This is a genomic window from Armatimonadota bacterium (assembly GCA_031459765.1).
GTDB classification, from domain to species: Bacteria; Sysuimicrobiota; Sysuimicrobiia; order Sysuimicrobiales; family Kaftiobacteriaceae; genus Kaftiobacterium; species Kaftiobacterium secundum.
This window is the reverse complement of record JAVKHY010000001.1, coordinates 343833-367592: the sequence shown is the minus strand read 5'-3', so window position 1 is coordinate 367592 and position 23760 is coordinate 343833. Positions and strand designations below refer to the sequence as shown.

The 23760-nt window shown below is 69.3% G+C and carries 25 protein-coding genes, 1 tRNA gene and 1 other RNA gene; 11 read left to right on the top strand and 16 right to left on the bottom strand.

Features of this window, described 5'->3' with window-relative positions; translation table 11 throughout:
* Positions 1-15: 15 nt before the first annotated feature.
* Positions 16-294 (top strand): DUF3303 family protein, encoded by a 279-nt coding sequence (locus tag QN141_01760; protein ID MDR7557197.1) that lies wholly within the window; start codon positions 16-18, stop codon positions 292-294.
* A gap of 272 nt (positions 295-566) precedes the next feature.
* Here the strand turns inward: QN141_01760 and QN141_01755 are convergent, their stop codons facing one another.
* Positions 567-1013, bottom strand: a complete 447-nt coding sequence (locus QN141_01755; protein ID MDR7557196.1) for a cupredoxin domain-containing protein — start codon at positions 1011-1013, stop codon at positions 567-569.
* A 121-nt stretch (positions 1014-1134) separates the two neighbouring features.
* Here QN141_01755 and QN141_01750 point away from each other — a divergent pair, with 121 nt between their 5' ends.
* A complete protein-coding gene (locus QN141_01750) occupies positions 1135-4584 on the top strand; it encodes an adenylate/guanylate cyclase domain-containing protein (protein ID MDR7557195.1) in 3450 nt (1149 codons plus the stop codon).
* Between the two features lies 1 nt (position 4585).
* On the opposite strand, the gene QN141_01745 is transcribed toward QN141_01750, so the two are convergent.
* Positions 4586-4677: transfer RNA gene (locus QN141_01745), tRNA-Ser, on the bottom strand.
* 76 nt (positions 4678-4753) lie between these two features.
* Here QN141_01745 and QN141_01740 point away from each other — a divergent pair.
* Complete coding sequence (locus QN141_01740) at positions 4754-5296, top strand: Crp/Fnr family transcriptional regulator (protein ID MDR7557194.1); 543 nt, start codon at positions 4754-4756, stop codon at positions 5294-5296.
* Here the strand turns inward: QN141_01740 and QN141_01735 are convergent.
* Positions 5293-5508 carry a hypothetical protein gene (locus QN141_01735; protein ID MDR7557193.1) on the bottom strand — a complete coding sequence of 72 codons (216 nt, stop codon included), beginning with the start codon at positions 5506-5508 and terminating at the stop codon, positions 5293-5295. The two genes, QN141_01740 and QN141_01735, sit on opposite strands and share 4 nt — an antisense overlap.
* A 179-nt stretch (positions 5509-5687) precedes the next feature.
* Between QN141_01735 and lepB the strand changes: the two genes are divergently transcribed.
* Positions 5688-6236 (top strand): signal peptidase I, encoded by a 549-nt coding sequence (gene lepB / locus QN141_01730; GenBank protein ID MDR7557192.1) that lies wholly within the window; start codon positions 5688-5690, stop codon positions 6234-6236.
* Positions 6237-6300: 64 nt separating this feature from the next.
* An RNA gene (ffs, locus tag QN141_01725) (signal recognition particle sRNA large type) lies at positions 6301-6565 on the top strand.
* A gap of 54 nt (positions 6566-6619) precedes the next feature.
* Here ffs and QN141_01720 read toward each other — a convergent pair.
* Positions 6620-7609, bottom strand: a complete 990-nt coding sequence (locus QN141_01720) for a CPBP family glutamic-type intramembrane protease (protein ID MDR7557191.1) — start codon at positions 7607-7609, stop codon at positions 6620-6622.
* A gap of 116 nt (positions 7610-7725) precedes the next feature.
* On the opposite strand from QN141_01720, the gene dnaX reads away from it, so the two are divergent.
* From dnaX to QN141_01700, 4 genes are read left to right on the top strand one after another with little or no spacing between them, the layout of a single operon-like run.
* Positions 7726-9486, top strand: coding sequence for a DNA polymerase III subunit gamma/tau (dnaX, locus tag QN141_01715; GenBank protein ID MDR7557190.1), 1761 nt, complete (start codon positions 7726-7728; stop codon positions 9484-9486).
* Entirely contained in the window at positions 9479-9793 is a 315-nt protein-coding gene (locus QN141_01710; GenBank protein MDR7557189.1) for a YbaB/EbfC family nucleoid-associated protein, read from the top strand. The genes dnaX and QN141_01710 overlap by 8 nt, the downstream gene beginning before the upstream one ends.
* Positions 9794-9807: 14 nt before the next feature.
* Complete coding sequence (gene recR, locus QN141_01705; GenBank protein ID MDR7557188.1) at positions 9808-10401, top strand: recombination mediator RecR; 594 nt, start codon at positions 9808-9810, stop codon at positions 10399-10401.
* 53 nt (positions 10402-10454) lie between these two features.
* Entirely contained in the window at positions 10455-11015 is a 561-nt protein-coding gene (locus QN141_01700) for a ribonuclease H-like YkuK family protein (protein ID MDR7557187.1), read from the top strand.
* Positions 11016-11019: 4 nt separating this feature from the next.
* Here the strand turns inward: QN141_01700 and QN141_01695 are convergent, their stop codons facing one another.
* From QN141_01695 to QN141_01685, 3 genes are all read right to left on the bottom strand, one after another.
* Positions 11020-12549, bottom strand: coding sequence for a fused MFS/spermidine synthase (locus QN141_01695; GenBank protein MDR7557186.1), 1530 nt, complete (start codon positions 12547-12549; stop codon positions 11020-11022).
* Positions 12546-13811 carry a serine--tRNA ligase gene (serS, locus tag QN141_01690; protein ID MDR7557185.1) on the bottom strand — a complete coding sequence of 422 codons (1266 nt, stop codon included), beginning with the start codon at positions 13809-13811 and terminating at the stop codon, positions 12546-12548. Before serS ends, QN141_01695 begins: the two co-directional genes overlap by 4 nt.
* A gap of 74 nt (positions 13812-13885) precedes the next feature.
* The gene (locus QN141_01685; GenBank protein ID MDR7557184.1) at positions 13886-14566 is read right to left on the bottom strand and encodes an archease; all 681 of its coding nucleotides are present in this window, start codon (positions 14564-14566) and stop codon (positions 13886-13888) included.
* Between the two features lie 92 nt (positions 14567-14658).
* Here QN141_01685 and selD point away from each other — a divergent pair, with 92 nt between their 5' ends.
* Complete coding sequence (gene selD / locus QN141_01680) at positions 14659-15705, top strand: selenide, water dikinase SelD (GenBank protein MDR7557183.1); 1047 nt, start codon at positions 14659-14661, stop codon at positions 15703-15705.
* On the top strand, positions 15706-16647 hold the full coding sequence (locus QN141_01675; protein ID MDR7557182.1) for a PHB depolymerase family esterase: 942 nt from the start codon (positions 15706-15708) through the stop codon (positions 16645-16647). It begins immediately after the preceding gene.
* A gap of 11 nt (positions 16648-16658) precedes the next feature.
* On the opposite strand, the gene QN141_01670 is transcribed toward QN141_01675, so the two are convergent.
* The 9 genes from QN141_01670 to QN141_01630 form a co-directional block, all read right to left on the bottom strand.
* Positions 16659-17558, bottom strand: coding sequence for a DNA glycosylase (locus tag QN141_01670; GenBank protein MDR7557181.1), 900 nt, complete (start codon positions 17556-17558; stop codon positions 16659-16661).
* Positions 17513-18109: a hypothetical protein gene (locus QN141_01665; GenBank protein ID MDR7557180.1), complete on the bottom strand. Its 597-nt coding sequence runs from the start codon at positions 18107-18109 to the stop codon at positions 17513-17515. The genes QN141_01670 and QN141_01665 overlap by 46 nt, the downstream gene beginning before the upstream one ends.
* Positions 18109-20046 (bottom strand): cation:proton antiporter, encoded by a 1938-nt coding sequence (locus tag QN141_01660; GenBank protein MDR7557179.1) that lies wholly within the window; start codon positions 20044-20046, stop codon positions 18109-18111. Before QN141_01660 ends, QN141_01665 begins: the two co-directional genes overlap by 1 nt.
* An 88-nt stretch (positions 20047-20134) precedes the next feature.
* Positions 20135-20833, bottom strand: coding sequence for a DUF502 domain-containing protein (locus QN141_01655; protein MDR7557178.1), 699 nt, complete (start codon positions 20831-20833; stop codon positions 20135-20137).
* Positions 20820-21209, bottom strand: coding sequence for a monovalent cation/H(+) antiporter subunit G (gene mnhG, locus QN141_01650; protein MDR7557177.1), 390 nt, complete (start codon positions 21207-21209; stop codon positions 20820-20822). The genes QN141_01655 and mnhG overlap by 14 nt, the downstream gene beginning before the upstream one ends.
* Complete coding sequence (locus QN141_01645) at positions 21199-21456, bottom strand: cation:proton antiporter (GenBank protein MDR7557176.1); 258 nt, start codon at positions 21454-21456, stop codon at positions 21199-21201. Before QN141_01645 ends, mnhG begins: the two co-directional genes overlap by 11 nt.
* Positions 21453-21926: a Na+/H+ antiporter subunit E gene (locus QN141_01640; GenBank protein MDR7557175.1), complete on the bottom strand. Its 474-nt coding sequence runs from the start codon at positions 21924-21926 to the stop codon at positions 21453-21455. The genes QN141_01645 and QN141_01640 overlap by 4 nt, the downstream gene beginning before the upstream one ends.
* Entirely contained in the window at positions 21923-23416 is a 1494-nt protein-coding gene (locus QN141_01635) for a Na+/H+ antiporter subunit D (protein MDR7557174.1), read from the bottom strand. The genes QN141_01640 and QN141_01635 overlap by 4 nt, the downstream gene beginning before the upstream one ends.
* Positions 23413-23760, bottom strand: coding sequence for a Na+/H+ antiporter subunit C (locus QN141_01630; protein ID MDR7557173.1), 348 nt, complete (start codon positions 23758-23760; stop codon positions 23413-23415). Before QN141_01630 ends, QN141_01635 begins: the two co-directional genes overlap by 4 nt.

The window sequence follows — 23760 nt, the reverse complement described above, 5'->3', positions numbered from 1 at the left end:
CGGAGGTGAGCAGCCATGCTGGTCATCGCCTTTGGGAAGGCCAAGGCCGGGACCGTCCAGGAACGCCTCGCCCGGCGCGCGCAGTGGCAGTACCCTCCGGGGTTGCGCGTTGTGGCCGAGTACTGGCCGCAAGGCGGGGACTACAATGTGATCGTCATCGCGGAGGCGGATAGTGCCGTTTCGTTGCTTGCCGCAACCGCGCCGTGGTCTGACCTGTACGACTTTACTATCGCTCCGGTCATCACGGCAGAAGAGGGACTGCGCGTCGCCCCGCAGTTCATGAAAGCCGCGTAGTCCACGTCCCTGAGGGTGGGGCATCGGGTGAAACGAACCCCACCCTCGCGCCCGAGTCAGCGCCGCCAGCCGGCTCGATAACCGAGCGAAGAGCTCGCGCGTTGCTGAAGCCACCAAGTGCAGCGAGCGTAGCCTCTTTCGACCGAGGTTCTGGACGAGGTCCTCGGGACAGGTCACGCCAGCAGGCAGCCGGCCGGCGGTCTCAGCCTGTGGGGGGTGAGGTCTGGACCGCCCGACCGGCTGCCTGTTCTCGCGGACGCTTCAGAGCGGGCTCAGCGCTGTCCGGCGGGAGCGGGCAGGACGTTGATCGCTCCGGTCTGGCCGCGCGCCCCATGGTCGAAGACGCCGCAGACGAAGGGAAACGTCCCGGCCTGGGAGGCGACGAACTCCAGCTCGAACTTCTGCCCCGGCTCCGCGGCGAAGAAGCGTCGCTCGTCGCCCACGCCGGTGCGAAACTGCCCGGTCGCCTTGACCTCGATCTGGGTGAAGAGGCGCGCCGCAATACTGTGATTGCGACGTTCGGGATCGTCGTTGCTCATCTGCAGGATGACGGTATCCCCCCGGTTCACCGTAATGAGGGCGGGGGTGAACTTGTAGGACGTCATGCTGATCTGGAAGACTTTGCGGGCCCCGCTCTGCGCCCGGGCCGGCGCCGTGAGCGCCGGCAGGATCAGGACCGCCGTGAGCACGAGCGGCGTCAGGACAACACGCATTCGCATCGGCACCTACCTCCTCGCCGGAGTTGACCTCTCCCCCAAGGGAATCTTTCTCACCACTAGCCTCCTTTTGTAACGTTCGCTTCACAGGACTGTTCCCACGCCCCGTCTAATCCTGCCGCACATGGACGCTTCCCCTGCCTGCCGGAACTGCGGGGCCTCCAATCCACCGGGGGCCCGCTTCTGCAGCCACTGCGGGAAGCCGCTGGCGACCCGTTGCCCCGAATGCGGCGCATCCGTGACGGAGGAGGCGCGCTTCTGCGGGAACTGCGGGATCCGCCTGCGCCGGGAGCCGCCCCGGCGCGAGGCGCCGGTCCTCACCGCCGAAACCCGCAAGGTGGTCACCGTCCTGTTCGCCGATCTGGTGGGCTCGACCGCCCTGACCGAGCGGCTGGATCCGGAAGAGGCCCGCGAGGTCGTCGGCAAGTTCTACACCGTGGTGCAGGGCGTGGTCGAAGGATGGTACGAAGGCACGGTCGCCAACTACCTGGGCGACGCCGTCCTCGCCGTCTTCGGCCTGCCCGTCGCCCACGAGGACGATCCCGAGCGCGCAGTGCGGGCCGGGCTGGCCATCCAGCAGGCGATGCCCGTGTTGAACACGCACCTCGCCGTCAGCCACGGCGTGCAGCTGGCCACCCGTGTGGGCATCGACACCGGCGAGGTCGTGGCCGAGTCGGGCTCCACCTTCCAGCGCGACTTCCTCGTCTCCGACGCCGTCACCACCGCAGCGCGACTGCAGCAGACCGCCGCCGCCGGCATGGTTATCGTCGGCGAGCACACCTATCGCCTGACGAAGGACAGCATCGAGTACCGCCCTCTCCCGCCGCTGTCCGTCAAGGGGAAAGCGACGCCGCTGGGGATCTGGGCCGCGACGGCGGCGCTGCCCGAGCGTGCGGAGGCCCGGCGGATCACGGCGCCGCTGGTCGGCCGCCACGGCGAACTGGGCATCCTGCGCAGTCTCTACCAGCGCAGCCGCGACGACGCCCGGGCTCAGCTGGTCACCGTCATCGGCGAGCCGGGCGTAGGCAAGAGCCGCCTGCTGCGCGAGTTCCTGGCCGAGGTCCGCGACCGGGAGCCGCGTCCGCTGGTGCTGCGCGGCCGCAGCGTAGCCTTCGGAGGACAGATCGGCTACCACGCACTGCTCGACATCCTGCGCTCTCAGGCGGGGCTGATGGACACCGATGCGCCGGACGTCGTGCGCGCCAAGGTCGCGTCGTGGCTGGCGGAGGTGCTGCCCGGCCGTGCCGACCTGCCGGAGGGACTCCTGCTCACCTTCGGCGGCGAGGCCGGGGGCGATCCCGAACTCGTCCGCCACCGGCTGTTCGAGGCGTGGCGGGGATTGATCACGGCTCTGGCCGCGCACCACCCGGTGATCCTGGCCCTGGAGGACGTCCACTGGGCGGACGACGCGGTCCTCGACCTCACCGCCATGCTGGCGGAGCAGGCGATGGGGATCCCCCTGTTCATCATCTGCCTGGCGCGTCCGGAGTTGCTCGAGCGCCGTCCGACCTGGGGAGGAGGACGGCGCAACGCCACAACCATCGACCTTGCGCCCCTCTCCCTGCAGGAGGCGGAGCAGCTGGTGTCCTCGCTGGCCCGAGCGGGGCTGACCGCGGAGGCGGTCCGGTCGATCGCGCAGCGCGCCGGGGGCAACGCCCTCTTCGTGGAAGAGCTGGTGCGCATGATGATGGAAGGCGGCGCGCCGGGTGCGGTGGTTCCGGAAACGGTGCAGGCGGTGCTGACGGCGCGCATCGACCGGCTGCCGCCGCTCGAGCGGCGGGTGCTCCAGGCCGCCGCGGTGGTTGGCCGCACGTTCTGGCCGTCGGCCGTGAGCGAGATCGCCGGGTTGACCGCGGAGCAGACCGTCGCCGCGATCGACTCGCTCGTGACACGGGAACTCATCGTTGCTCGACCCGTCTCCTCGATCGCCGCGGAACAGGAATACGCCTTCCGCCACATCCTGGCCCGCGACGTGGCCTACAGTCTCCTGCCGCGGGGGCAGCGCCAGCGGGCGCACGCGGCGGCGGCGCGCTGGATGGAACCCCGCCTGGGGGCGCGCCTGGAAGAGGTGGTGGAGATCCTGGCCGAGCACCTGCGCCTGGCCGGGGACGAACGCGCCGCCGACTACCTCCACCGCGCCGGTCTGAAGGCCCGCCGCCACTACGCGAACGCCGACGCGCTGCGTCTCTTCACCCAGGCCCTGGAGGCGGCCGGGCCGGGAGCCCCCGCTCTGCAGGCGGCCGTCTACCGCGATCGGGGCGATGTGTATCAGCTCATCGGCGAGTACGCCCGCGCTTTGGCCGACTTCGAGAGGGGGTTGCAGGCGGCGGGGTCGGTGGGCGATCGAACGCTGGTCGCCGTCCTCCAGAACAAGATCGGGCTGATCCATCACCGCCTGACGGACCTGGACGAGGCGGAGCGGCGGTTCCGCGAAGCCGCGGAGGTGGCCCGCGAGGCCGGGGCGCGGCTGGCCCTGGGGCAGACGCTGATTGACCTGGCCAACGTCGCCTGGGATCGCGGCCGGCTGCCGCCGGACCACCCCTCGCTGACCGAGGGACTGCAGTTGCTGCGCCAATCCGGCGATCCCGCGGCGCTGGCCCGCGGCCTCAACCTGCTGTGCATGGCGCTGGTCGGCGCGGGATTCGGCGATGAGGCCGTCGCGGCGGCCGCCGACGGGTTGTCCTCGGCCCGCGCCGCCGGGGACAAGTCCCGTCAGGCCACCTCGCTCAGTTACCTGTGCGTGATCCACGGCTTCCGGGGACAGTACCGGGCCGCGCTGGCGCACGGCTTTGAGGCTCTGGCTCTGGCGGAGGAGATCGGAGACCGTCGGCGCGCCGCGTACACGCACTTTTTCATCGGTCGCATCCAGACGGCGTTCGGCCAGTGGGTGGAGGCCGTGCGGAACCTGGAGGCAGCCCGCATCGGCATCCACGGGCTGGCCAGGATCCAGTATCCCTGGCTCTACTACTTCAGCGGCCTAGCCTACGACCAGGTCGGGGACCAGGAACAGGCCAGGGCGATGTGGCGCAACGCCGCCACATCCGAGTCGCATTCGCCGGCCTGGCGCCAGATCTCCCTGCTGGCCGCGGTCGAGCTGGCCCTGACGGAAAAGGACCGGGCCGCGCTGGCGCGCGCGCTGGACGAACTGGCCGCCCTGCCCGGCGGGGTGTTCATCCCCTCCGACGTGGAGGCGGTGCTCACCGCTGGCGAGGCCTTCCTCGACGCGGGAAGGCTGGACGACCTCCGGCGGTATGTCGAGCCGCGCCGGCCGGATCTGCTGCGTTTCGCCTCACCGCCGGCGCTGGCCTCGCTGGCCATCCTCGACGCGCGCCTCGCCGCCCGGGAGGGGAGCGCGCAGGTGCCGGCGCTGCTGGATCAGGCGCTGGCCTGGAGCCGGCAGAGCGAGGATGTGGTCCGGGAGTGGCGGGCCCTGGAAGTGCGCCGCGAGCTGCTGGACCGTCCGGAAGACCGCGACGCGCTGCGGAGTTTCATCGAGCGGATGGCGCAGACGCTGCCCGAACAGTGGCGCCCGCGCTTTCTGGCATCGCCGCGGGCGGCCCGGGCCCTGGGGTAACTGGCGGTGAGGGAGGGATTTGAACCCTCGAGAGGCTTGCGCCCCTACGGCATTTCCAGTGCCGCCAGTTCAGCCGGGCTCCTGCACCTCACCGCACGCGTCCTCATGATACCCCAGGTGCTCCCGATCGTAAACTTTCGAAGGAAGCTCCCCGCCTTCTCCCGAAGGGTTGGCCCACGATGGCGGGGGCGGAGTTAGGCGCACTGCTGAAGCGGGTCCCGCTGTTTACCGCGCTGGACGATGCCACGCTGACCGGGCTGGTCCGGCAACTGCGCCGGCGCACCTTCCGGCGGGGCACCGTGATCTTCCACAAGGATCAGGTCTCGAGGACACCACGGTCTACACCTTCAGCCGCCAGGAGTTCCTGCAGTATGCAGGGGCCACACCGCAGTTCGCCATCGCCCTGATCGCGCTGCTCAGCACCCGCCTGCGCCACGTCACCGAGTACGCGGAGAGCCTGGCCTATCTGGACGTCCACGCCCGCCTGGCCCGCATACTTCTGGAGATGGCCGACCGCTACGGGGTCGGGACGGACGGCGGGGTCGAGATCGACTTTGACCTCACCCAGACCGACCTGGCCACCATGGTGGGCGCGACCCGCGAGCGGGTGAACCGCGCGCTGGCCTCCTTCCGCTCCCAGGGGCTGCTGGAACTCCGCGGGCGGAAGATCGCTCTGCTGGACACGCCCCGTCTGCGGCAGCGGATCTCTTAGGGCTCGCGGACAGACCCCGCCATCCGGGCACCTTCACCGGGATGGAGGACCGCTGCGGCAGAGACTGCGCGCAACCACCGCAGCAGACCCGCCCAGCGGCGGGCGCGCCGGGCGGAAGTGGCCCGGCGTCGCAGGGCCTGCACCTCGGCGATCGCCAGCGCCTCCCGGTGGCGTTCCTGGACGAATCGTTCGACCGCGTAGTGGTTCTGCATTGGTCGCCCTCGCCTTGATCTATGAACACAGCCTAACCACTACAGCGGGTCGGGACGATGACCATCGTCACGGGCGGAGTGTGACGCAGATCACAGTCGGGCTGTGGGCGGCCGGCGCCGCAGGGCGGGACGCGCAATTGACGGTCCCGATGGCCGGCCGCTATGATAGGACACGCTCTATGGAAGCACCCTCGACGAGGCCCATCTGGCGCAGGGCGGCGGGCGGGTTGTGGGAGTTCGCCAAGACCCTGATCATCGCCTTCATCCTGGCGCAGCTGATCATGGTCTCCGTGGCGCAGGCCTTCCAGGTGGAGCAGTACTCCATGGAGCCCACGCTGCTCCCCCACGATCGTGTGCTGGTGGACAAATTCCTGCACCGCCTGCGGCAGCCCCGCCGCGGCGACGTGATCGTCCTGCGGTACCCCCTCAACCCCGAGCGCAACTACATCAAACGCATCGTCGCCCTTCCGGGGGATCGGCTGGAACTCAGAGAGGGCAGGCTCTTCATCAACAACATGCCGGTGGCCGAACCGTACGTGAATGGGGTGCCGCAGGGGGACTTCGGTCCCGTCACCGTCCCGGCGGATGCGGTCTTCGTCATGGGCGACAACCGCAACAACAGCGAGGACAGCCGCTCCTTCGGCGCCCTGAAGAAAGACAAGATCGTGGGCCAGGCCATCCTCATCTACTGGCCGCCGCAGCGGATCCGGCTCCTCCTCCCCCGCTAGGCGGCCCCGGCGTCCTCCGCCCGCGGGGGCGTCTGCGGGCGCGCCGGGTGTACAATGGAGACGGCCGTGCTAGGCGGGGAGCTAGCGGTTCCCTGTACCCGCAATCCGCTACAGCGGGGCTGAACTCCCGCCCGAGACGCTGCTCTGCAGGGCCGGGCCGGCGCACGCGGCGACGACGACCGGGTCCCGCGCAACGAGATCTGACCAACCCCGCCAGGTCCGGAAGGAAGCAACGGTACGTCAGGGCTCTCGTGTGCCGCGGGGAGACCTGGTCCGAGCCGGCGGCGCCGAAGCCGCCTGGAGGGCGGTCGACGACGGCGGGTGCACGGCCGAACCCGGCGCCCTCCGGCCCGGGCCGGAGGCCGTCAGCTCTTCCAGCCGGCTCAGAACTTCCAGCCGTAGAGGGTCTGCAGGATGGCCACGGCATTGTTCAGGGCGTGCACCAGCATCGCCGGCAGCAGCGAGCCGGTGCGCTCGTACAGCCAGGCGAGGATGATCCCCAGGAGGAAGACGGGCAGGAAGTGCACCACCTGGTGGTGGACGGCGGCGAAGAAGAAAGCGGAGAGGACGTTGGCCAGCGGGATTCCCCATCGGCGCAGGGCGCCGTAGACGAATCCGCGGAAGAACAGTTCCTCCCCCACCGGCACGAGCGCGCAGAGCAGGAGGAAGATCAACACGATCTGGCCCGCCGTCAGCGGTCCCTGCAGGATGCCGGTCAGCACGTCCCTGAGATGCTCCTCCTCCGCCATCGCCTCCGCCCTGGCCCGTCCGGTGAAGAAGGCGATGATGGTGATGGCCAGGTCTTCGGCGCCGGTGCTCACCGGGACGGACAGGGCGCCGGCGATCAGACCGCCGGCCACCCACAGGGGCCACCGCTGCGCCCTCAGGCCCAGCGTGGCGGCGGGCAGGCGGTAGCGGATGCGCGCCACGTAGAGGGTGAGGCCGATGAACAGGGCGTTCTGGAGGGTGGCGAAGGCCACCAGTTCCGGCAACGAGACCTCCGGCCCCACGCCCAGCGTCTGCGCCACAAGTGCCAGGGTGAGGATGAAGGCGAGACTGATCCCCGCCACCTCGGACAGACCCCACAGGCGCGGGCCGGGTTCGAAGGCGATGGCGTTGCCGCAATGGCGGCACGCGGCGCGGTGGGCCAGGGTCAGTCGCCCGCACGACGGGCAGCGCACCAGGCGGCCGGGCGGCCGGGCCGCCACGAGGTAGATGGGGAGGAAAATGGGCAGGGCCAGGAGCGTGCCCAGCCACCAGGCGATCCGCTCCCACAACGGTCCGTCGGTCCGGGACCGGTAGTCAGTGTGGACCCAGGTGGCGGCCAGGGCGGAGACGATGAGGAAGACGGCCAGCTCGGGCGAAAGGGGCACTCCCCGATGCTTCGCTGCCTCCGAACAGGCCTCCTTGCGCGCACGGCGCGCAGGCAAGGAGAGACTTTCCGCTCCGGCGAAGAGAGCACCACACCTGCGTATCCCCGGAGGCGTGCATGTCCCACCTGTCCTTTTACCGGAAGTGGCGGCCCCAGACCTTTGAGGAGGTGATCGGCCAGGAACGCGTCACGCGGACCCTGCAGAACGCCATCCGCACCGGCCGGGTCGTGCACGCCTACCTGTTCGCGGGCCACCGCGGGACGGGCAAGACCACCACGGCGCGCATCCTGGCCAAGGCGCTGAACTGCCTGCAGGGGCCTACGCCCACCCCCGACAACACCTGCCCCAACTGCCAGGCCATCGCCGGCGGGTACTCTGTGGACGTCATCGAGATCGACGCGGCCAGCAACCGCGGCATCGAGGAGATCCGCGAACTGCGGGACCGGATCCGCCTGGCCCCCACCGAAGGACGCAAGAAAGTCTACATCATCGACGAAGCGCACATGCTGACCCCGGAGGCGGCGAATGCGCTGCTCAAGACCCTGGAAGAACCCCCCGAGCACGCCGTCCTGGTCCTCGTCACCACCGAGCCGCACCGCCTCCCGGCGACCATCCTGTCCCGGTGCCAGCGCTTCGACTTCCGCCGTGTCTCTCAGAAGGAGATCATCGCCCGCCTGCGCCACATCGCCGCCACCGAGGGGTTCGCCATCGACGATCCCGCACTGGCGCTGATCGTCGCCGCGGCCGACGGGTCGGTCCGGGACGCGGAGTCGATCCTCGACCAGCTCGCCGCCTTTGCGCAAGGACCGATCACCGCCGCCGACGTGCAGGCCCTGCTCGGCCTCCTGCCCGAGGATGTCTCGCTGCGCCTGGCCGACGCCATCGTGGCCCACGACGCGCCGGCGGCGCTGGAACTGGTGGGGCAGGTCATCAACGAAGGCAAGGACGTGCGCCAGGTGCTGCGCACGCTGCTCGACCACTTCCGCGACCTGCTGGTGCTCCGGACAGGAGGCCGCGGGGAGGTCCTGGACACGACCGAAGGGCGGCTGCAGGCGCTGCAGGCGCAGGCCGGCAGGATCGACCTTCCGGAGATCCTGCGCGCGCTCAACGTGCTCTCCGCCGCCGATGCGGAAGCCCGCTGGAGCCCGCAGCCCCGGCTGGCCCTGGAGGTCGCGCTGATCCGGCTGTGCCGGCCGGAGATGGATCCGACGCTGGAGGGACTCCGCACGCGCCTCTATGCCCTGGAGGAACGGCTGGGCACGGCCCCCGGGACTCCACCGCCGGCGCGTCAGACGCCGGCTACCCCTCCCCTGCCGCTCCCGGAGCGCGAACCGGCCGCCGAGCAACCCTCCCGCGCCGCGGAGCGTCCTTCGCGCGCACCGCGCAGACCCCCCTCCGAGGGGCCGCAGAACGCCGCGACCGCTCCGCCGCCCGCGGCCGCTCCGGCCTCGGTCGGCGCCGCCGTGGCCTCGCCTCCGGGAGTCGCGCCTGAACCACCCGTTCCCGCCGTGGGGATCGAGGACGTCCGCCGGTCCTGGGCCCGCATCCTGGAGGAAGTCAAGCGCACGAAGATGTTCTGCCACGCGCTGTTGATCGAGGGCGTACCGCTGGCCGTCGAGGACGACCACCTCGTGATCGGCCTCCGCCAGGGATACAATTTCCATCGGGACAACCTGCACCGTCCGGAGAACCGTTCCGTCGTGGAAGGCGCCGTCGAGCGCGTCCTGCGTCACCACCTGCGCCTGCGCTGCACCGTCCTCGACGACGCGGCGCCCCCGGCCCCCACCGGGCCGGCGATCACGGTCCAGAGCGACCCGCTTGTGGCCAGGGCGGTGGAGTTGTTCGGGGGCCACGTCGTGGAGATCAAGGATGCGTGACCTCGGGAAGATGATGAAGCAGGTGCAGAAGCTCCAGGCCGAGATGGCCCGCGTGCAGGAGGAGATGAAAGGGGAACGCGTGGAGGCCACGGCCGGCGGCGGGGTGGTGCGCGCCGTGGCCAATCTGCACGGGGAGATCCAGGAGATCCGGATCGACCCCTCCGTCGTGGATCCTTCGGATGTGACCATGCTCCAGGACCTCATCCTCGCCGCCCTCACCGAAGTGCAGCGGGCGGCGCGCACCAGAGCGGAAGAGAAGATGCGGACCGTCACGGGCGGGCTGCCGCTGCCGCCGGGCCTGATCTAGAGGGCGGACGTCCGGTGTACGCCGAGCCGCTGGCGCGGCTGATCGAAGAGCTCAGCAAGATGCCCACGGTGGGGCCGAAGACGGCGCAACGGCTGGCCTTCTACATCCTCGGCCTGCCGGCGGAAGACGTGGCCCGACTCAGCCAGGCGATCCTCGACGCCAAGGCCCGCATCCGCCACTGCAGCATCTGCTTCCACATCACCGATGTCGATCCGTGCGCCATCTGCACCGCCCCGAACCGCAGCGCCGAGGTGATCTGCGTCGTCGAGGATCCGCGCGATGTGCTGGCCATGGAGCGCACCCGGGAATTCAAGGGACGGTACCACGTGCTGCACGGGGCGATCTCCCCCCTGGACGGCGTCGGGCCCGACGACCTGAAAATCGCCGAGTTGCTCACCCGGGTGAAAGGCGGTGAGGTCAAAGAGGTCATCGTCGCCACCAATCCCCGCGTGGAGGGCGAGGCCACGGCCATCTACCTGGCCAGGATCCTGAAGCCTCTGGGGATCAAGGTCACGCGCCTGGCCCACGGGCTGCCGGTCGGCGGCGATCTGGAGTACGCCGACGAAGTGACCCTGGCCAAGGCGCTGGAGGGCCGGAGGGAGATCTAGCCCGATTGCGGGGAGCTGCGCGCCTACCGTATACTCAATGGACGGAGATCGTCATGGACGCGCAGAGCTCGTCAACACCCGCCCGGCCGCAGCCTACAGGCGCGGCGCCGGCGGGGCGGCCCGCCAAGACGGCGCGGGGCGCCATGGAGTTTGTCAGCCCCACTTTCGGCCGACTCAGCTTCCGCCAGATGTTCGAGCACCTCGTGGGCTACATGAACGAGGAGCCCGACCAGAAATACCACCTGATCATCGGCACGGACTCCCTGCTCAGCGACCAGACCTGCTTCGTCACCGCGGTCATCATCCACCGCCTGGGCCACGGCGGGCGGTACTTCTACCGGAAGATGTACAACCGGAAGATGGACAGCCTGCGCCAGCGCATCTTCTTCGAGACCGCGCTCTCCCTGGAGACGGCCGGGCTAATCAGCGCCGAGCTCTCCCGCAACGGCCACTCCGAACTACCGGTGGAGATCCACCTCGACGTCGGCCCCAACGGCGACACCAAGCGGATCATTCGCGAGGTGGTCGGCATGGTCACCGGCTCAGGGTACCTGGCCGTGACCAAGCCCGACGCCTACGGCGCAACTAAGGTCGCAGACAAGCACTCCAAGTAGACGGCTACCTGCGTTCCGGGTCCCAGCCCCACACCGGGAGGATGTCGCTGAAGGAGCGGTCGTCGGTCAGCACCGGCACCTCGTCCGTCGCCACGGGCCGGGTATAGAAGTCGCCCAGAAAGTCGGTGCGCAGCGCCGGGGGGACTTTTTTCTCCCGGCGCAGCTGGCCCAGGGTCGCCGTCAGGTCACGCCTGCCGAGCCCCGGCCGGGCCCCGGCGAAGAGGATGATGGTGCGCACCCGATCCTCCTCGGGGTAATACTGGACCTGCACGGGAAAGAGGTACAGCCCCGTAAACTCCGCAGCGTAGGTCTTGTAGATCGCTTTGAAGAGCTTGCTGTCCGGGCCGCCCAGGAACCCGACGATGTTGGCGGCCACGATCCCGCCCGGCGTCAGCCTGGCCTTGACCTGACGGAAAAACTCCTGCGTGACGAGATGAAAGGGCACGCCCTCGGCGTGGTAGGCGTCCATGACAATCAGGTCGTACGGGGTATCCGTCCGTCGGATGTACTGGCGGCCGTCCTGAACGAAGATGCGGTGGCGCGGTCCCTCGGTGACGGCGAAGTACCGTTTCGCCACCTCGACGACGACCGGGTCCAGCTCGACGGAGTCCACCTGCACGCCCGGGAAGTCGCTGAGCAGGCGCTTGGGGACGGAGCCGGAACCGAGCCCGACCACCAGCACGCGCCTGATGTTCGGGTTGAACAGCCAGGCTAGCAGGAAGTAGTCGGGATAGACCAGCGGGCTCTCCCGCGGGTCGGTGAGGAACATGCCGCCCTGGCGGGAGCGGTCGAAGTGCAGCCAGCGGTAGCAGTTGTCCTCGGCGACACGGATGCGATGATACACGGTGTCGCGCTCGAACACCACGCGGGGCTCGCCGCACCGCGTCTGCCCGGCGGCGGGGAGGGCGGCGAGGACGAGGGCGAGCACCGTGACGGCGGCCGCGGCGCGGCGGACGCCGCGCGCGGCCAGCATCGCCATCAACGCCGAGAAGACCAGCAGGCTCCCTCCCAGCGTGTAGAGAATCGCCCGTACGCCCATCGCCGGAATGAGCACGAAGGCGGTGAGCAGCGTTCCCACGATGCTCCCGGCGGTGGAGATGGCGTACAGGACGCCGGCGGTGTTGCCCACGGTGGCCAGCGTCGTCGCGGCCAGCTTGATGGCAAAGGGCGAGGTGGCGCCCATCAGGACGCTGGGCAGGGCAAACAGGACGACGGAGGCCAGCAGCGGCGACAGGCGCGGTCCCAGATCCCAGACCGTGAAGGCCTCCAGGATGGGCCGAGCCAGCGGCGGCAACAGGAGGATCAGGACGCCGGCCGTGCCCAGCGTCAGGGCCAGGACACCGGGACGGGGCCAGCGGTCGGCGGCGACGCCGCCCAGGTAGTAGCCGACGCTGAGGGCGGCCAGGAAAATGCTGATCAGGCTGCCCCACACGTAAACCGAACTGCCGAAGTACGGCGCCAGTACGCGGCTGCCCACGATCTCCAGGGCCATCAGCACCGCGCCGGAACCGAACACCACAAAGCGCAGAGTCACGGTCGGATCTCCTCCTGCCCGTTCATGTACGGGACCAGAACCTCGGGGATGCGGACGCTGCCGTCCGGCTGCTGGTAGTTCTCCAGCACGGCGATGAGCGCCCGGCTGGTCGCCACCAGCGTCCCGTTCAGGGTGTGCACATACTCTGTGCCGCGGGCCCGCCGCACGCGGATCCCGAGCCGCCGGGCCTGAAAGTCCGTGCAGTTGCTGCAGGACTGCGTCTCCCCGAACTCGCCGCGGCCCGGCATCCACGTCTCCACGTCGTAGGTCTTCGCCGACGGGATGCTCGTGTCGCCGCCGCAGATCGCCACAACCCGGTGGTGGAGCCCCAGCCGCTGCAGGAAGCGCTCCTCCAGCGAGACGAGGTATTCGTGCTCGTCCCAGGAGCGCTCGGGCACCACGTACGAGAACATCTCCAGCTTGTCGAACTGATGCACCCGGTAGAGGCCGCGCACGTCGCGTCCGTAGCTGCCGGCTTCCCGGCGGAAATTCCAGGAGATCCCGGCGAACCGCCGGGGCAGGGTCTCCTCCTCAAGCGTCTCCCCCTGATACATGCCGGCCAGGCTCTGTTCCGAGGTCCCGATCAGCGCCAGATCCTCGCCCTCGATCCGGTAGACCTGCTGGGTATCCAGTTCCGCGCCCCCCCAGGCGCCGGTGATGATTTCGGGGCGCACCAGGAAAGGGGTGACGACCGGCGTGAACCCCTCCGCGACCAGCAGGTCCAACCCGAAGCGCATCAACGCCTGCTCCAACAGCACCCCCGCACCCTTCAGGTAGTAGAAGCGCGACCCGGCCACCTTGGCGCCGCGCTCCATATCGATGATGCCGAGGCGCGTCCCCAGATCGAGGTGGTCCAGCGGAGGGAAGGTGAACTCCGGCTTCCGTCCCCAGGTGCGCAGCGGCACGTTCTCCGAGGCATCTCTCCCCGGCGGGACGGACGGATGGGGCAGATTGGGGAAGAGCAGCAGCGTCCGGTGCAGCCGCTCTTCCAGGGTCTTCAGCTCGGGTTCCAGCGCCTTCAGACGGTCGGCCACCTCCCGCAGCTCCGCGAGGCGGCGGGCGCGTTCCTCGCCGGTCAGGCGGGGGATGGCCGCGGAGGCCTGGTTTTGCTCGGCGCGCAGCGCTTCCACCTGTCGGATCCACTCCCGCCGCCGGCGGTCGAGCTCCAGGACGCGATCGACGAGGCCCACATCGGCGTGCTTCTTGCGCAGCCCCTCGCGCACCAGTTCCGGATCGTCCCGAATCAGCTTCAGATCGAGCATGGGAGTCTCACTTCTGATTGCGCCCGCTGCCGGCGAATCTCCTTGTTCCTTCGCTCCTTCGTCCCGGCCCCTCTTCACACATCGAAGATGACCCGCGCGTACCATCCGCCGTCCCGGCCGATCTCGAGCTGATGGTAGGTGGCCGCCTTGACATCGAGTCGGAAGCGGTGCCGCCCGGGATCCACCGGCTCGCCCCGGACCTCCGCCTGAAGGCGCGTAGCTTCCAGCTCCTCGATGCGGAATTCCCGGGGGATGAAGCCGTCCCCGTTGAGCAGGATGAGCAGTTCGTTCAGCCACGCCACGAGGAGCCCCTCGCGGTCGTCGGCGGTGACGACGATCCGGCGCGACTCAACGGGGCGGACGGATTCTGGAGAGATGATGAAGGAGAGCATGCCCGCGGCGGCGTTGGCGAACACCTCGGGCAGGGTCCGTCCCCGGGCGATGATCCCCGCTTCCGAGGTGTGCTCGATGACCTCGAAGGGAGCGACGGGTTCGCGGCCGGCCTGACGGACGGCGGCCACGGCCTCGTCGGCCAGGGCCAGAATCCGCGGAGCGTACTCCGCCAGAGCCTGCCCGGCGGGAGTCAGGGCGATCCGCTTCCCCTCCTGCCGGAACAGTTCCACGCCCAGATCCCGCTCCAGGTCGGCGACCTGGATGCTGACCGAGGGCTGGGTGATCCCCAGCTCCTCGGCCGCGCGCGAGAAACTGCCCAGTCGCGCCACAGTGGCGAAGACGCGGAGCTGGTGCAACGTCATGATCGGAGCCTCCCCTGCGCGACTTCGTCGTCGGGTCTCCGCCTCCATGCTACAATCGACGGGTGACGTCGGCTCCGGAAGGGGGTGAGGGCGTGACGGCACGGGAGCGCGTCCGGCTCACCGCGCTGGTGGCCTGCGCGGGGTGAGCATCCAAACTCGGTCCTGAGGACCTGGCGCAGGTCCTGCGCCGGTTGCCGGTTCCCAGCGACCCGAACCTCCTGGTGGGGACGAGCACCGTCGACGACGCGGCAGTCTACCGCCTCGCCGACGACCTCGCCCTCGTCCAGACTGTAGACGTCTTCACGCCCGTCGTAGACGACCCGTACCACTACGGGGCGATCTCCGCGGCGAACGCGCTGTCCGACGTCTATGCCATGGGCGGCCGGCCGATCCTCGCCCTGAACATCGTCGGCTTTCCGCGCGGAAAGCTGCCGCTGGCGGTCCTGGAGGAGATCCTGCAGGGGGGCGCGGACAAGGCCCGGGAGGCGGGGGTCCTCATCGCGGGCGGCCACAGCATCGACGACCCGGAACCGAAGTACGGGCTGGCCGTCACGGGGGTGGTGCGCCCCGACCGGATCGTGCGCAACGTCGGCGCGCAACCGGGCGACCGCCTGGTCCTCACCAAGCCGCTGGGCATCGGCATCATCACCACGGGGATCAAGCAGGAGAAGACGTCACCCCAGGCGATCGACGAGGTCATCCGGGTGATGGAGACGCTCAACCGGGACGCCGCGGAGGCGATGGTCGAGGTGGGGGTGAACGCCGCCACAGACGTCACCGGATTCGGCCTGCTCGGCCACCTGTACGAGATGACGTCCGCCAGCCGCGTGCGTGCCCAACTGTCGTACACCGCCATCCCGGTCCTGGCGGAAGCCCGCACCCTCGTCCGACAGGGCGCCATCGCCGGAGGGACGGCCCGCAACTACGAATATTTGCGATCCCGCGTCGACTTCGCCGGGCTCGACGAGGGCGACCAGTTGATCCTCTGTGACGCGCAGACGTCGGGGGGGTTGCTCATGGCTGTCCCGCCGGCGCGGCTCCAGGCCCTGACCGCGGCCCTGGCCCGCCGGAACGTCCTTGCCGCGCAGATCGGGCATATTACCGGTGAAGGCGACGGCACCATCCAGGTCGCGCCGTAGATGAGACGCGCCGGAATCGTTCTCGGGACGTCGCTGCTCGCGGCCCTCGCCCTTCTGGCCCGGCCGCCACTCCTCCCGCCGGCCACCGGTGCGTCGGTCAGCCGCACCATCGACATCGGGGGGGTGCGCCGCACGTTCCTCCTGTACGTGCCGCCAGCGTTACCGGCGGGCCGCGCCGTTCCGCTGGTGTTCGTGCTGCACGGAGGCGGAGGCACCGGCAGGCGCATGGAGCGCTTCGGATTCAACGTGCTGGCCGATCGCCACGGCTTTCTCGTGGTCTATCCCGACGCCTGGGAGCGCAACTGGAACGACGGCCGGGGCGATCCCCACATCCGGGCCCAGGCCGAGGGGATCGACGACGTGGGATTCATCGCGGCGCTGATCACCCGGCTGTCCACAGAGTATCCCGTCGATCCCCGACGGGTCTTCTCCACCGGCATCTCCAACGGGGGGTTCATGTCGCAGTTGCTGGCGGCGCGCCTGTCCTCGCGCCTCGCGGCCATCGCCCCCGTGGCCGCCGGGATGGCGCCGGCGGTGGCCGCCTCGCTGCATCCGGAGCGGCCGGTCTCCGTCCTCGTCATCAACGGCACGGACGACCCGCTCGTCCCCTACGAGGGCGGCCCGGTGGCGCGCAACCGCGGTGAGACGATCTCCACGGAGGAGATCATCCGGAAGTGGGCGGCCGCAAACCGCTGCCCCGGCCCGCCCGAGGTCTCCGCCCTGCCCGAGACGGCTCCGACCGACGGGACCCGCGTGAAGAGAACGGCCTACACGGCCTGCGCGGAGCAGACCGCGGTCGTCCTGTACACCATCGAAGGCGGCGGCCACACCTGGCCCGGCGGCCCCCAGTATCTCCCTCGAGCGATCGTGGGCCGCGTGAGCAGGGAGATCAACGCCACCGAGGTGATCTGGCAGTTCTTCGCCGCACACCCCCGGCCCTGAGCCGGGCTGGCCTAAGCTGGCCGTCCCCGCCCCAGTGACCGCCGGTAGTAGAAGAGGTGCTGCTGAGCATACCCGGCGAGATCCCCGAAACGGTCCCGGGCGAACTCCCTGATCCACCGCTCACTGCGAGCGCGGCCGCCGAGATACCACTGCTCCACCGCACGTTTCACCCACACGTCCACCGGGAAGGCCTCGCCCTTGCCGTAGGCGAAAAGCAGGACGCAATCCGCCACCTTCTCCCCCACACCCGGCAGCGCCAGGAGCATCCGGCGGGCGTCGTCGTAGGGCGCGCGGCCGGGGGCGCTCAGATCGAACGTCCCCCGTGACACCAGGCGGGCCACCTCTCGGACGTACGGGGCGCGGTAACCCAGGAGGCAGGACCGAAGCTCCCCGGGCCGGGCCTCGGCCAGCGCGTCGGGGGTCGGGAACGTCACCGCCCCCTCCCGTCCCGGCTGCCCGAATCGCTCGGTGAGGCGGCGCAGGGTCAGCTCGATCTTGGGGATGTTGTTGAAGGCGGAAACGATGAAACCCACCAGACACTCCCACGGGTCCTGGCGCAGGAGGGCGATCCCGCTCGTCAGGGGAAGGAGCCGCCGCAGGACGCGATCCCGGCCCAGCCGGCTCTCGATCTCGCGGAGAGGCTGATCGACACCGAGGTAGCGGCGCAGGGCGCGACGCGCCGGGGGATCGTCCAACCCGGCCACGGCGACGGCGGAGTCGCGCTGCTGCAGCCGGATCCGGCGGCCGGCAAAGACACCCGTCGCCAGTGTTCCGTCGATGCGCCACCCGAACGCCTGACCGCAGGACAGGGTGCGGATGAGATGGTACGGCGCCGGCGCGAAGGCGACGGTCGAGCTCGTGCTGGTCAGAGCCTCATGGGATCCACGGCATCGAGGATCAGCTGCGACCATGTCTCCATCCGATCATACAGGTCCCGGAGGCGACCCGGGGCGGTGAGCCAGCCGGCCAGGGTCTCCGGTTCGCGCACCGCGATCGCCGGAGCGGCGGTGTCGACAACGTAGACCAATCCGAAGTGTACCCGCCCCACGTCGTTGGAGTCGTCGTTCAGGACGCCCGCGAACCGCGCGGCCCACGGCCCGTCGACCACCAGCTCCTCGGCCAGTTCGCGGCGCAGCCCCGCCTCCAGGACGTCCCCGGCCCCGGCGACGTCGGATCGGTTGATGTGCCCGCCGATGCCGATGCTGAACTTGCCCCGCAGGCGCGTTTCCGTGATCCTCTGCGTCCGCTGGAAGACGAAAATCTGCCCGCCGTGCCGGACGATCAGGTAGGGAATGATCTGCTTCATCGAAGGATCGTCTTCCACATCGTTCCGCCGCCGGAAGGTGGCTTCCGCACGAATGCGCGCCAGATACTCCGCCGCGTCCTGGGTGATGAACCCGTGCACCGGCTCCGGCAGCAGCACCGCGCGCGGGACGACCAGGATCTCCTCGCCGCCCCTCATCAGTCCGCCTCCTGGTTCAACCGCTCAAAGAGCGTGATCTGCTCCGGCAGGCCGATGATCGTCACCAGGTCGCCGGGACGCAGCACCACATCCGGGCCGGGGTTAATGACTTCGTCCCCGTCCGCGCGGCGGACGGTCAGGACGGTGACGCCCGTCCGCTCGCGGATCCGGGCCTGCCGCAGCGAGCGGTCCGCGCAGAACCCCGGGCCGATCCGCACCGTCGTCGCCTCCAGCAGATGATGCAGCGGCAGCTGGGGAGCGCGCCCCGCCGAGAGTTCGGCGGCGGCCCGCTGCTCGGCCATGTACTCCTTGATCTGCTCGTGGGGGATGCCCAGCTGCTCCAACCCGTGCCGGATCAGCGTCTGCGCCGCTTCGAACTCCGGCTGGATCACCTCGCTCGCGCCCGCCGCGATCAGCGCCGGGCGCTGACCCGGACGGGTGGACCGCGCCAGGATGGGCACCGTGGGGTTAAGCTGGCGCAGCCGCCGCACGGCCAGACGGGTCCGCTCAAAGTCCGGCGTGGCGACGACGGCCAGGACGGCCCGCTCGGCTCCGGCGCTGCGCAGCACCGGCTCCCCGGCCGCGTCCCCGTAGACCACGGGAATGCCACGCTGCCGGAGGGCCTCCACCACCTGGGGATTGAGGTCGATGACGGTAAAAGGAATGCGAAACGCCTCCAGCGCCTCCCCGATCGTCCCGCCGACCCGGCCGAATCCGCACACCAGCACACGTCCCGCCTCGCGCTCCGCCTCGCCAGGCGGCGGGAAGCGCGGGGTGGGCACCTCGATCCACCGATGAGCCAGGTCCGAGATGAACGAGATGACCAGGATGGAGACGAGCGACGCGGCCAGGACCGCCTGGTAGAGCCCCTGACTCAGCAGGCCGGCCGTCAGCGCCACCTGGGCCATGACGAAGGTGAACTCGCCGGTCTGCGCCAGGTGGACGCTGACCAGGGCCCCCATGTTCAGGGGCAGGCGAAACAGCCGCAGGGTGAGGAGCCGCAGGACGAACTTTCCCCCGAGGATGAGCGCCACAACCAGCACCAGAAGCCAGGGAGCGGCCAGGAGATCGCGCGGCCGGATCAGTGTCCCGACGGAGACAAAGAACAGGGCGCTGAACAGGTCACGCAGCGGCAGGACGCGCGTCAGGATCTCGTGGGTGAACTCGTCGGACTCGCTGATCACCAGCCCGGCCAGAAACGCCCCCAGAGCCAGGGAGAGACCGAGGCCGGCGGACAGCGCGGCGGTGCCGACGGCGATCGCCATGGCGACGATGATGAACAGTTCCGTGTTGCGCTGTCTGGCCACCCGCGCCAGCAGACGCGGAATCACCCGGTTGGCCAGGAACAGAAACGGGATGAGGATCGCGGCGGCGCGCGCGACGGCGAGACCCGTGGCGCCCAGGCGGCCGGTCTCGCCGCGGGCCAGGATCGGCAGCACGACGATCAGCACCACGGTGAGCAGGTCTTCCATCAGGGTCGTGCCCAGGACGACGTGGCCGTGCGGAGAGTTGACCGCTCCCCGCTCCAGCAGCAGCTTGGCCGCCACCATGCTGCTGGAGTTGGCGATGACGATCCCGACCGCCGCGGCCTGCGCCAGGGGCCAGTGCAGGGCCGCCCCCGCGGCCACGGCGAGGCCGATGGTCAGCACAGCCATCACGGGGGCGCCGAAGAGCGCCGGAGGACCGGCCCGGGTCAGTTCGCGCAGCGTCATCTCCATCCCGATCGTGAACATCAGGAGGATGACGCCGATCTGCGCGAACAGCTGAAACGTCGCGACATCCTGGACCGCCGGGCCTGGTGTAAAAGGGTTCACCAGCAGCCCGCCGATCACATAGCCTACGAAGAGCGGCTGGCGTAGCCAGGTGGCGACGGCACCGCCCAGCAGCGCGGCGACGACCACCAGGACCACGTCTTTGAAGAATACAGTCTCAATCAAGCGGGTACACGCTCCGCAGGCCAGCTCTCCGTGCCAGTTCGGCCAGCTGGAAGGATCGCCCTGTCAGGGCGGCGGTTGCGGAGCGGTCTCACCCGGGAAGGTGGGGCGATGCGCCCTGCGGCCGGTGTCGAACGATCAGTGCCCGGGAGATCTCGGCCAACGTCCCGGCAATGCCGCCGGACAGAACGAGTTTCATCCCATCTTCCACCGAAAGGTTCGTCGGCACGACCTCCGATTCGGGAACCAGCATCAGGAACCCGGTGGTCGGGTTCGGCGCGCTGATGATGAAGACACTGACCAGGGCGGTCCCATCCTCCGCGCGATCTTCGCCCGTGACGAAACCGACGGTATGCGCTCCGTGCCTCGGCCACTCCACAAGGACCACGCGCCGAAATGTGGAGCGCTGATCGCCGAGTAGGGCGTCCGAGATCTGTTTCGTGGCGCTGTACACGGGCCGGGCCAGGGGGATGCGCAGCATCAGTCGGTCCACAAGGGTTAACAGCCGTCGACCGACGACGTTACTCGCCACCGCCCCGATGAACAGGATGAGGACCAGCCCGACGACGAGCCCGAGCCCCGGGATGGTGGCCCCGATGAAGGCGCGGGCCAGGGGCTGAAGCAGGCCGTCCAGCGTGGCGAAGAGCCAGCGCAACAACAGGTAGGTCACGGCCAGCGGCATCGTCACCAGCAGGCCGGTGATCAGCATCCTGCGCAGCAGCGGCGCGGTGGGCCCCCACCCCGGTCTGACCCGCCGAAACCGGGCCAGGCCGTCGTCAATCGTCCGCATCGGTATCGCTCCTGTTCACCCCGGGACTGCGCAGGGTACCCGTCCGGAGATCGTAGCGTCCCCGCAGCTCATCGACGATCGTCCCTTCCCACTGCCGCACACCGACCAGGTAGGCCGCCCGCGCAATCATGTGAGCGGCCACGGGCGCGGTGAGCAGGACGAACACGATCACCGCCGCGGCCCGGGCCATCACGCCGAGGTCGCCGAAGTGCACGGCGACCGACAGAATGACGCATCCCACCCCCAGGGTTGCCGCCTTGGTGGTGGTCTGCATCCGGGTGAAGAGATCGGGCATGCGGGTGACACCCACCGCGGCCAGAAGAAGAAAGGCCGCCCCGATGAGCATCAACGCGGTGGAGACGATGTTACTCGGCACGGGCCCGCCTCTCCAGATAGCGCGCAAAGGCGACCGTGCCCAGAAACGAGATCAGGGCCAGGACGATCGCCACCTCGATCAGGACACGCTGGTTTGTCTCAATCGAATAGACACCGATGATGCCTACGGCGAGGGCGGAAATCAGATCGAGCGCCACGACCCGATCGGGCAGCGTCGGGCCGCGCGCCAGCCGGGTGAAGGCCAGCACCAGCGCCAGGCTCAGCATGGCGAAGGCGACGAGGGTCATCGCAGGACCTCCAGCACCCGGCGCTCGTAGCCGTGCTTGATCCGCCGGCGCACGCGGTCCACGTCGTCGATGTACATGGCGTGGATGTACAGAACGCGCCGGTCGGATGCGACGTCCAGGCTCAATGTGCCTGGTGTCAGCGTGATCAGATTCGCCAGCATCGCGATCTCCACGTCGGTCCGGGCATCCAGCGGGATGGCGATCGTGCCCGGGCGCATGTGGTGCGTCGGCGTGACAACATCGTAGGCCACGCGCATGTTGGCCAGGATCAGTTCCCACAAGTAGAAACCCGCGAACCCCAGCACCTGGCGGACCTTCCGGAAGTATGAGGAGGTGGGGCCGACGGCCCGCTGCACGACCCAGAGGACCAGGTGCCCGAGGGCGAACCCGACGAGCAGGTTGAGCACCGTGACCTGACCGGTGACCGCCGCCCAGATCGCGGCGAGAAAGATGTTCCAGAGGAGCATCATCGGGGAGGCCCTCCGAGTACCGCCTGGATATACGCGGCGGGATTCAGCAACTGCTCGGCCGCCCGCCTGGCCAGGGCGAAGAACGGCTGTCCGACCAGTCCCAGGACGACCGTGACCAGGGCCAGCGCAGTGATCGGTCCGATGATCCAGGCCCAGCTTCCCGGCGCGGCGCCGGCGCCCGAGGCCTCTCCTGGCTTCCAGAACGCCTCCGCCCAGATCTTTGTCATCGAGAACAGCGTGAGCAGTCCCACGCCGAGGGCCGCGGCCACGATGATGTATTCGCCGCGCTCCATGCCGGCCTTGACCAGGGCCAGTTTGGCGAAGAAGCCGGACAGCGGGGGCATCCCGGCCAGGGAAAGCGCGGGGATCAGGAACAGGATACTGAGCGCCGGCGCTTCGCGGTAGAGTCCCCCCAGCGACTTCAACTCGAAGGTGCCGCGCAGCCGGTAAGCCGCGCCGCTGACCAGAAAGAGGTTGGTCTTCACCATGATGTGGTGAACGATGTAGAAGATCGATCCGGCCAGGGCGGCCGGGGTGAACAGGCCCAGGCCGAGGATCATGTAGCCGATCTGGCTGATGATGTGAAACGAGAGCACGCGCCGGAACTCGTTCTGCGCCACCGCGCCCAAAACGCCCGTGACCATCGTCAGACCGGAGACGACGAGGATGATCTGGTGTGTGTATCCCACGTCCTGGACGAACAGCAGGGTGAAGACGCGGATCATCACGTACACGCCGACCTTGGTCAGCAAGCCGGCGAAGACCGCCGAGACGGCCACCGGGGGCGTGTGGTAGGCGGCGGGCAGCCAGAAGAACAACGGGAAGATCGCGGCCTTCACACCGAAGGCCACGAGGAAGAGGACCGCCAGGGTCGTGACCAGTCCGGGCGCCGCGGACGCCCGAAGTTTGACCGCCAGGTCGGCCATATTCAGCGTTCCGGCCGTGCCGTAGAGGACGCCGACCGCGGCCAGGAACAGCGCGGAGGACATCAGGTTCAGCGTCACGTACTTGATGGCCCCCTCCAGTTGCGGCCGTTCGCCGCCGAGCGCCAGCAGCACGAACGAGGCGATCAGCATGACCTCGAACCAGACGTAGAGGTTGAAGAGGTCTCCGGTCAGGAAGGCGCCACACACCCCCAGTAGCAGCAGATGGAGCAGCGGGTAGTAGCCGAAGACCTCGCGCCGCGCATCCATGGCGGCGAGCGAGTACACGGCCACGACCAGGGCGATCACCCCCGTGACCGTGACCATGATCGCGCTGAACAGATCCGCCACCAGTGTGATGCCAAACGGCGCCGGCCAGTTCCCTATCTGGACGGCGACAATCCCGGTGCGGGAGACCGTGCGGAGCAGAGCCATCGCCGCGCCGAGCAGCGCGGCCGCACCGGCCACGCCCAGGCTGCGCTGCGCAGACCGCCGTCCCCAGGCCAGCAGGCAAGCCAGCGCGGTCACCAGAGGGATCAACAGGGGCAGCACCGGAAGCAGATTCATGTGTCGGTCGTCTTCATCGCGTCGAGGTCGTCGCTGCCCACTACCTGCACCACCCGGTGGACAAGGGCCACGGCGAAGGCCAGCACGCCGAAACCGATGACAATCGCGGTGAGGATCATCGCCTGAGGGAGCGGGTCGGCATAGGGCGGGGACAGCTGCGCCTGGCCGGACGGCACAAGGGGCGGCCGGCCGCGGGTCATCCCCGCCGCGGTGAAGATGAGCAGGTTCGCCGCGTTGGTCAGCACAGCGAGTCCGATGAGCAGCTTGACGACACTGCGACGCAGCATCAGGTACAGGCCGACGGCGTACAACCCCCCGATGACGACTGCCAGCGGCGTCTCCAC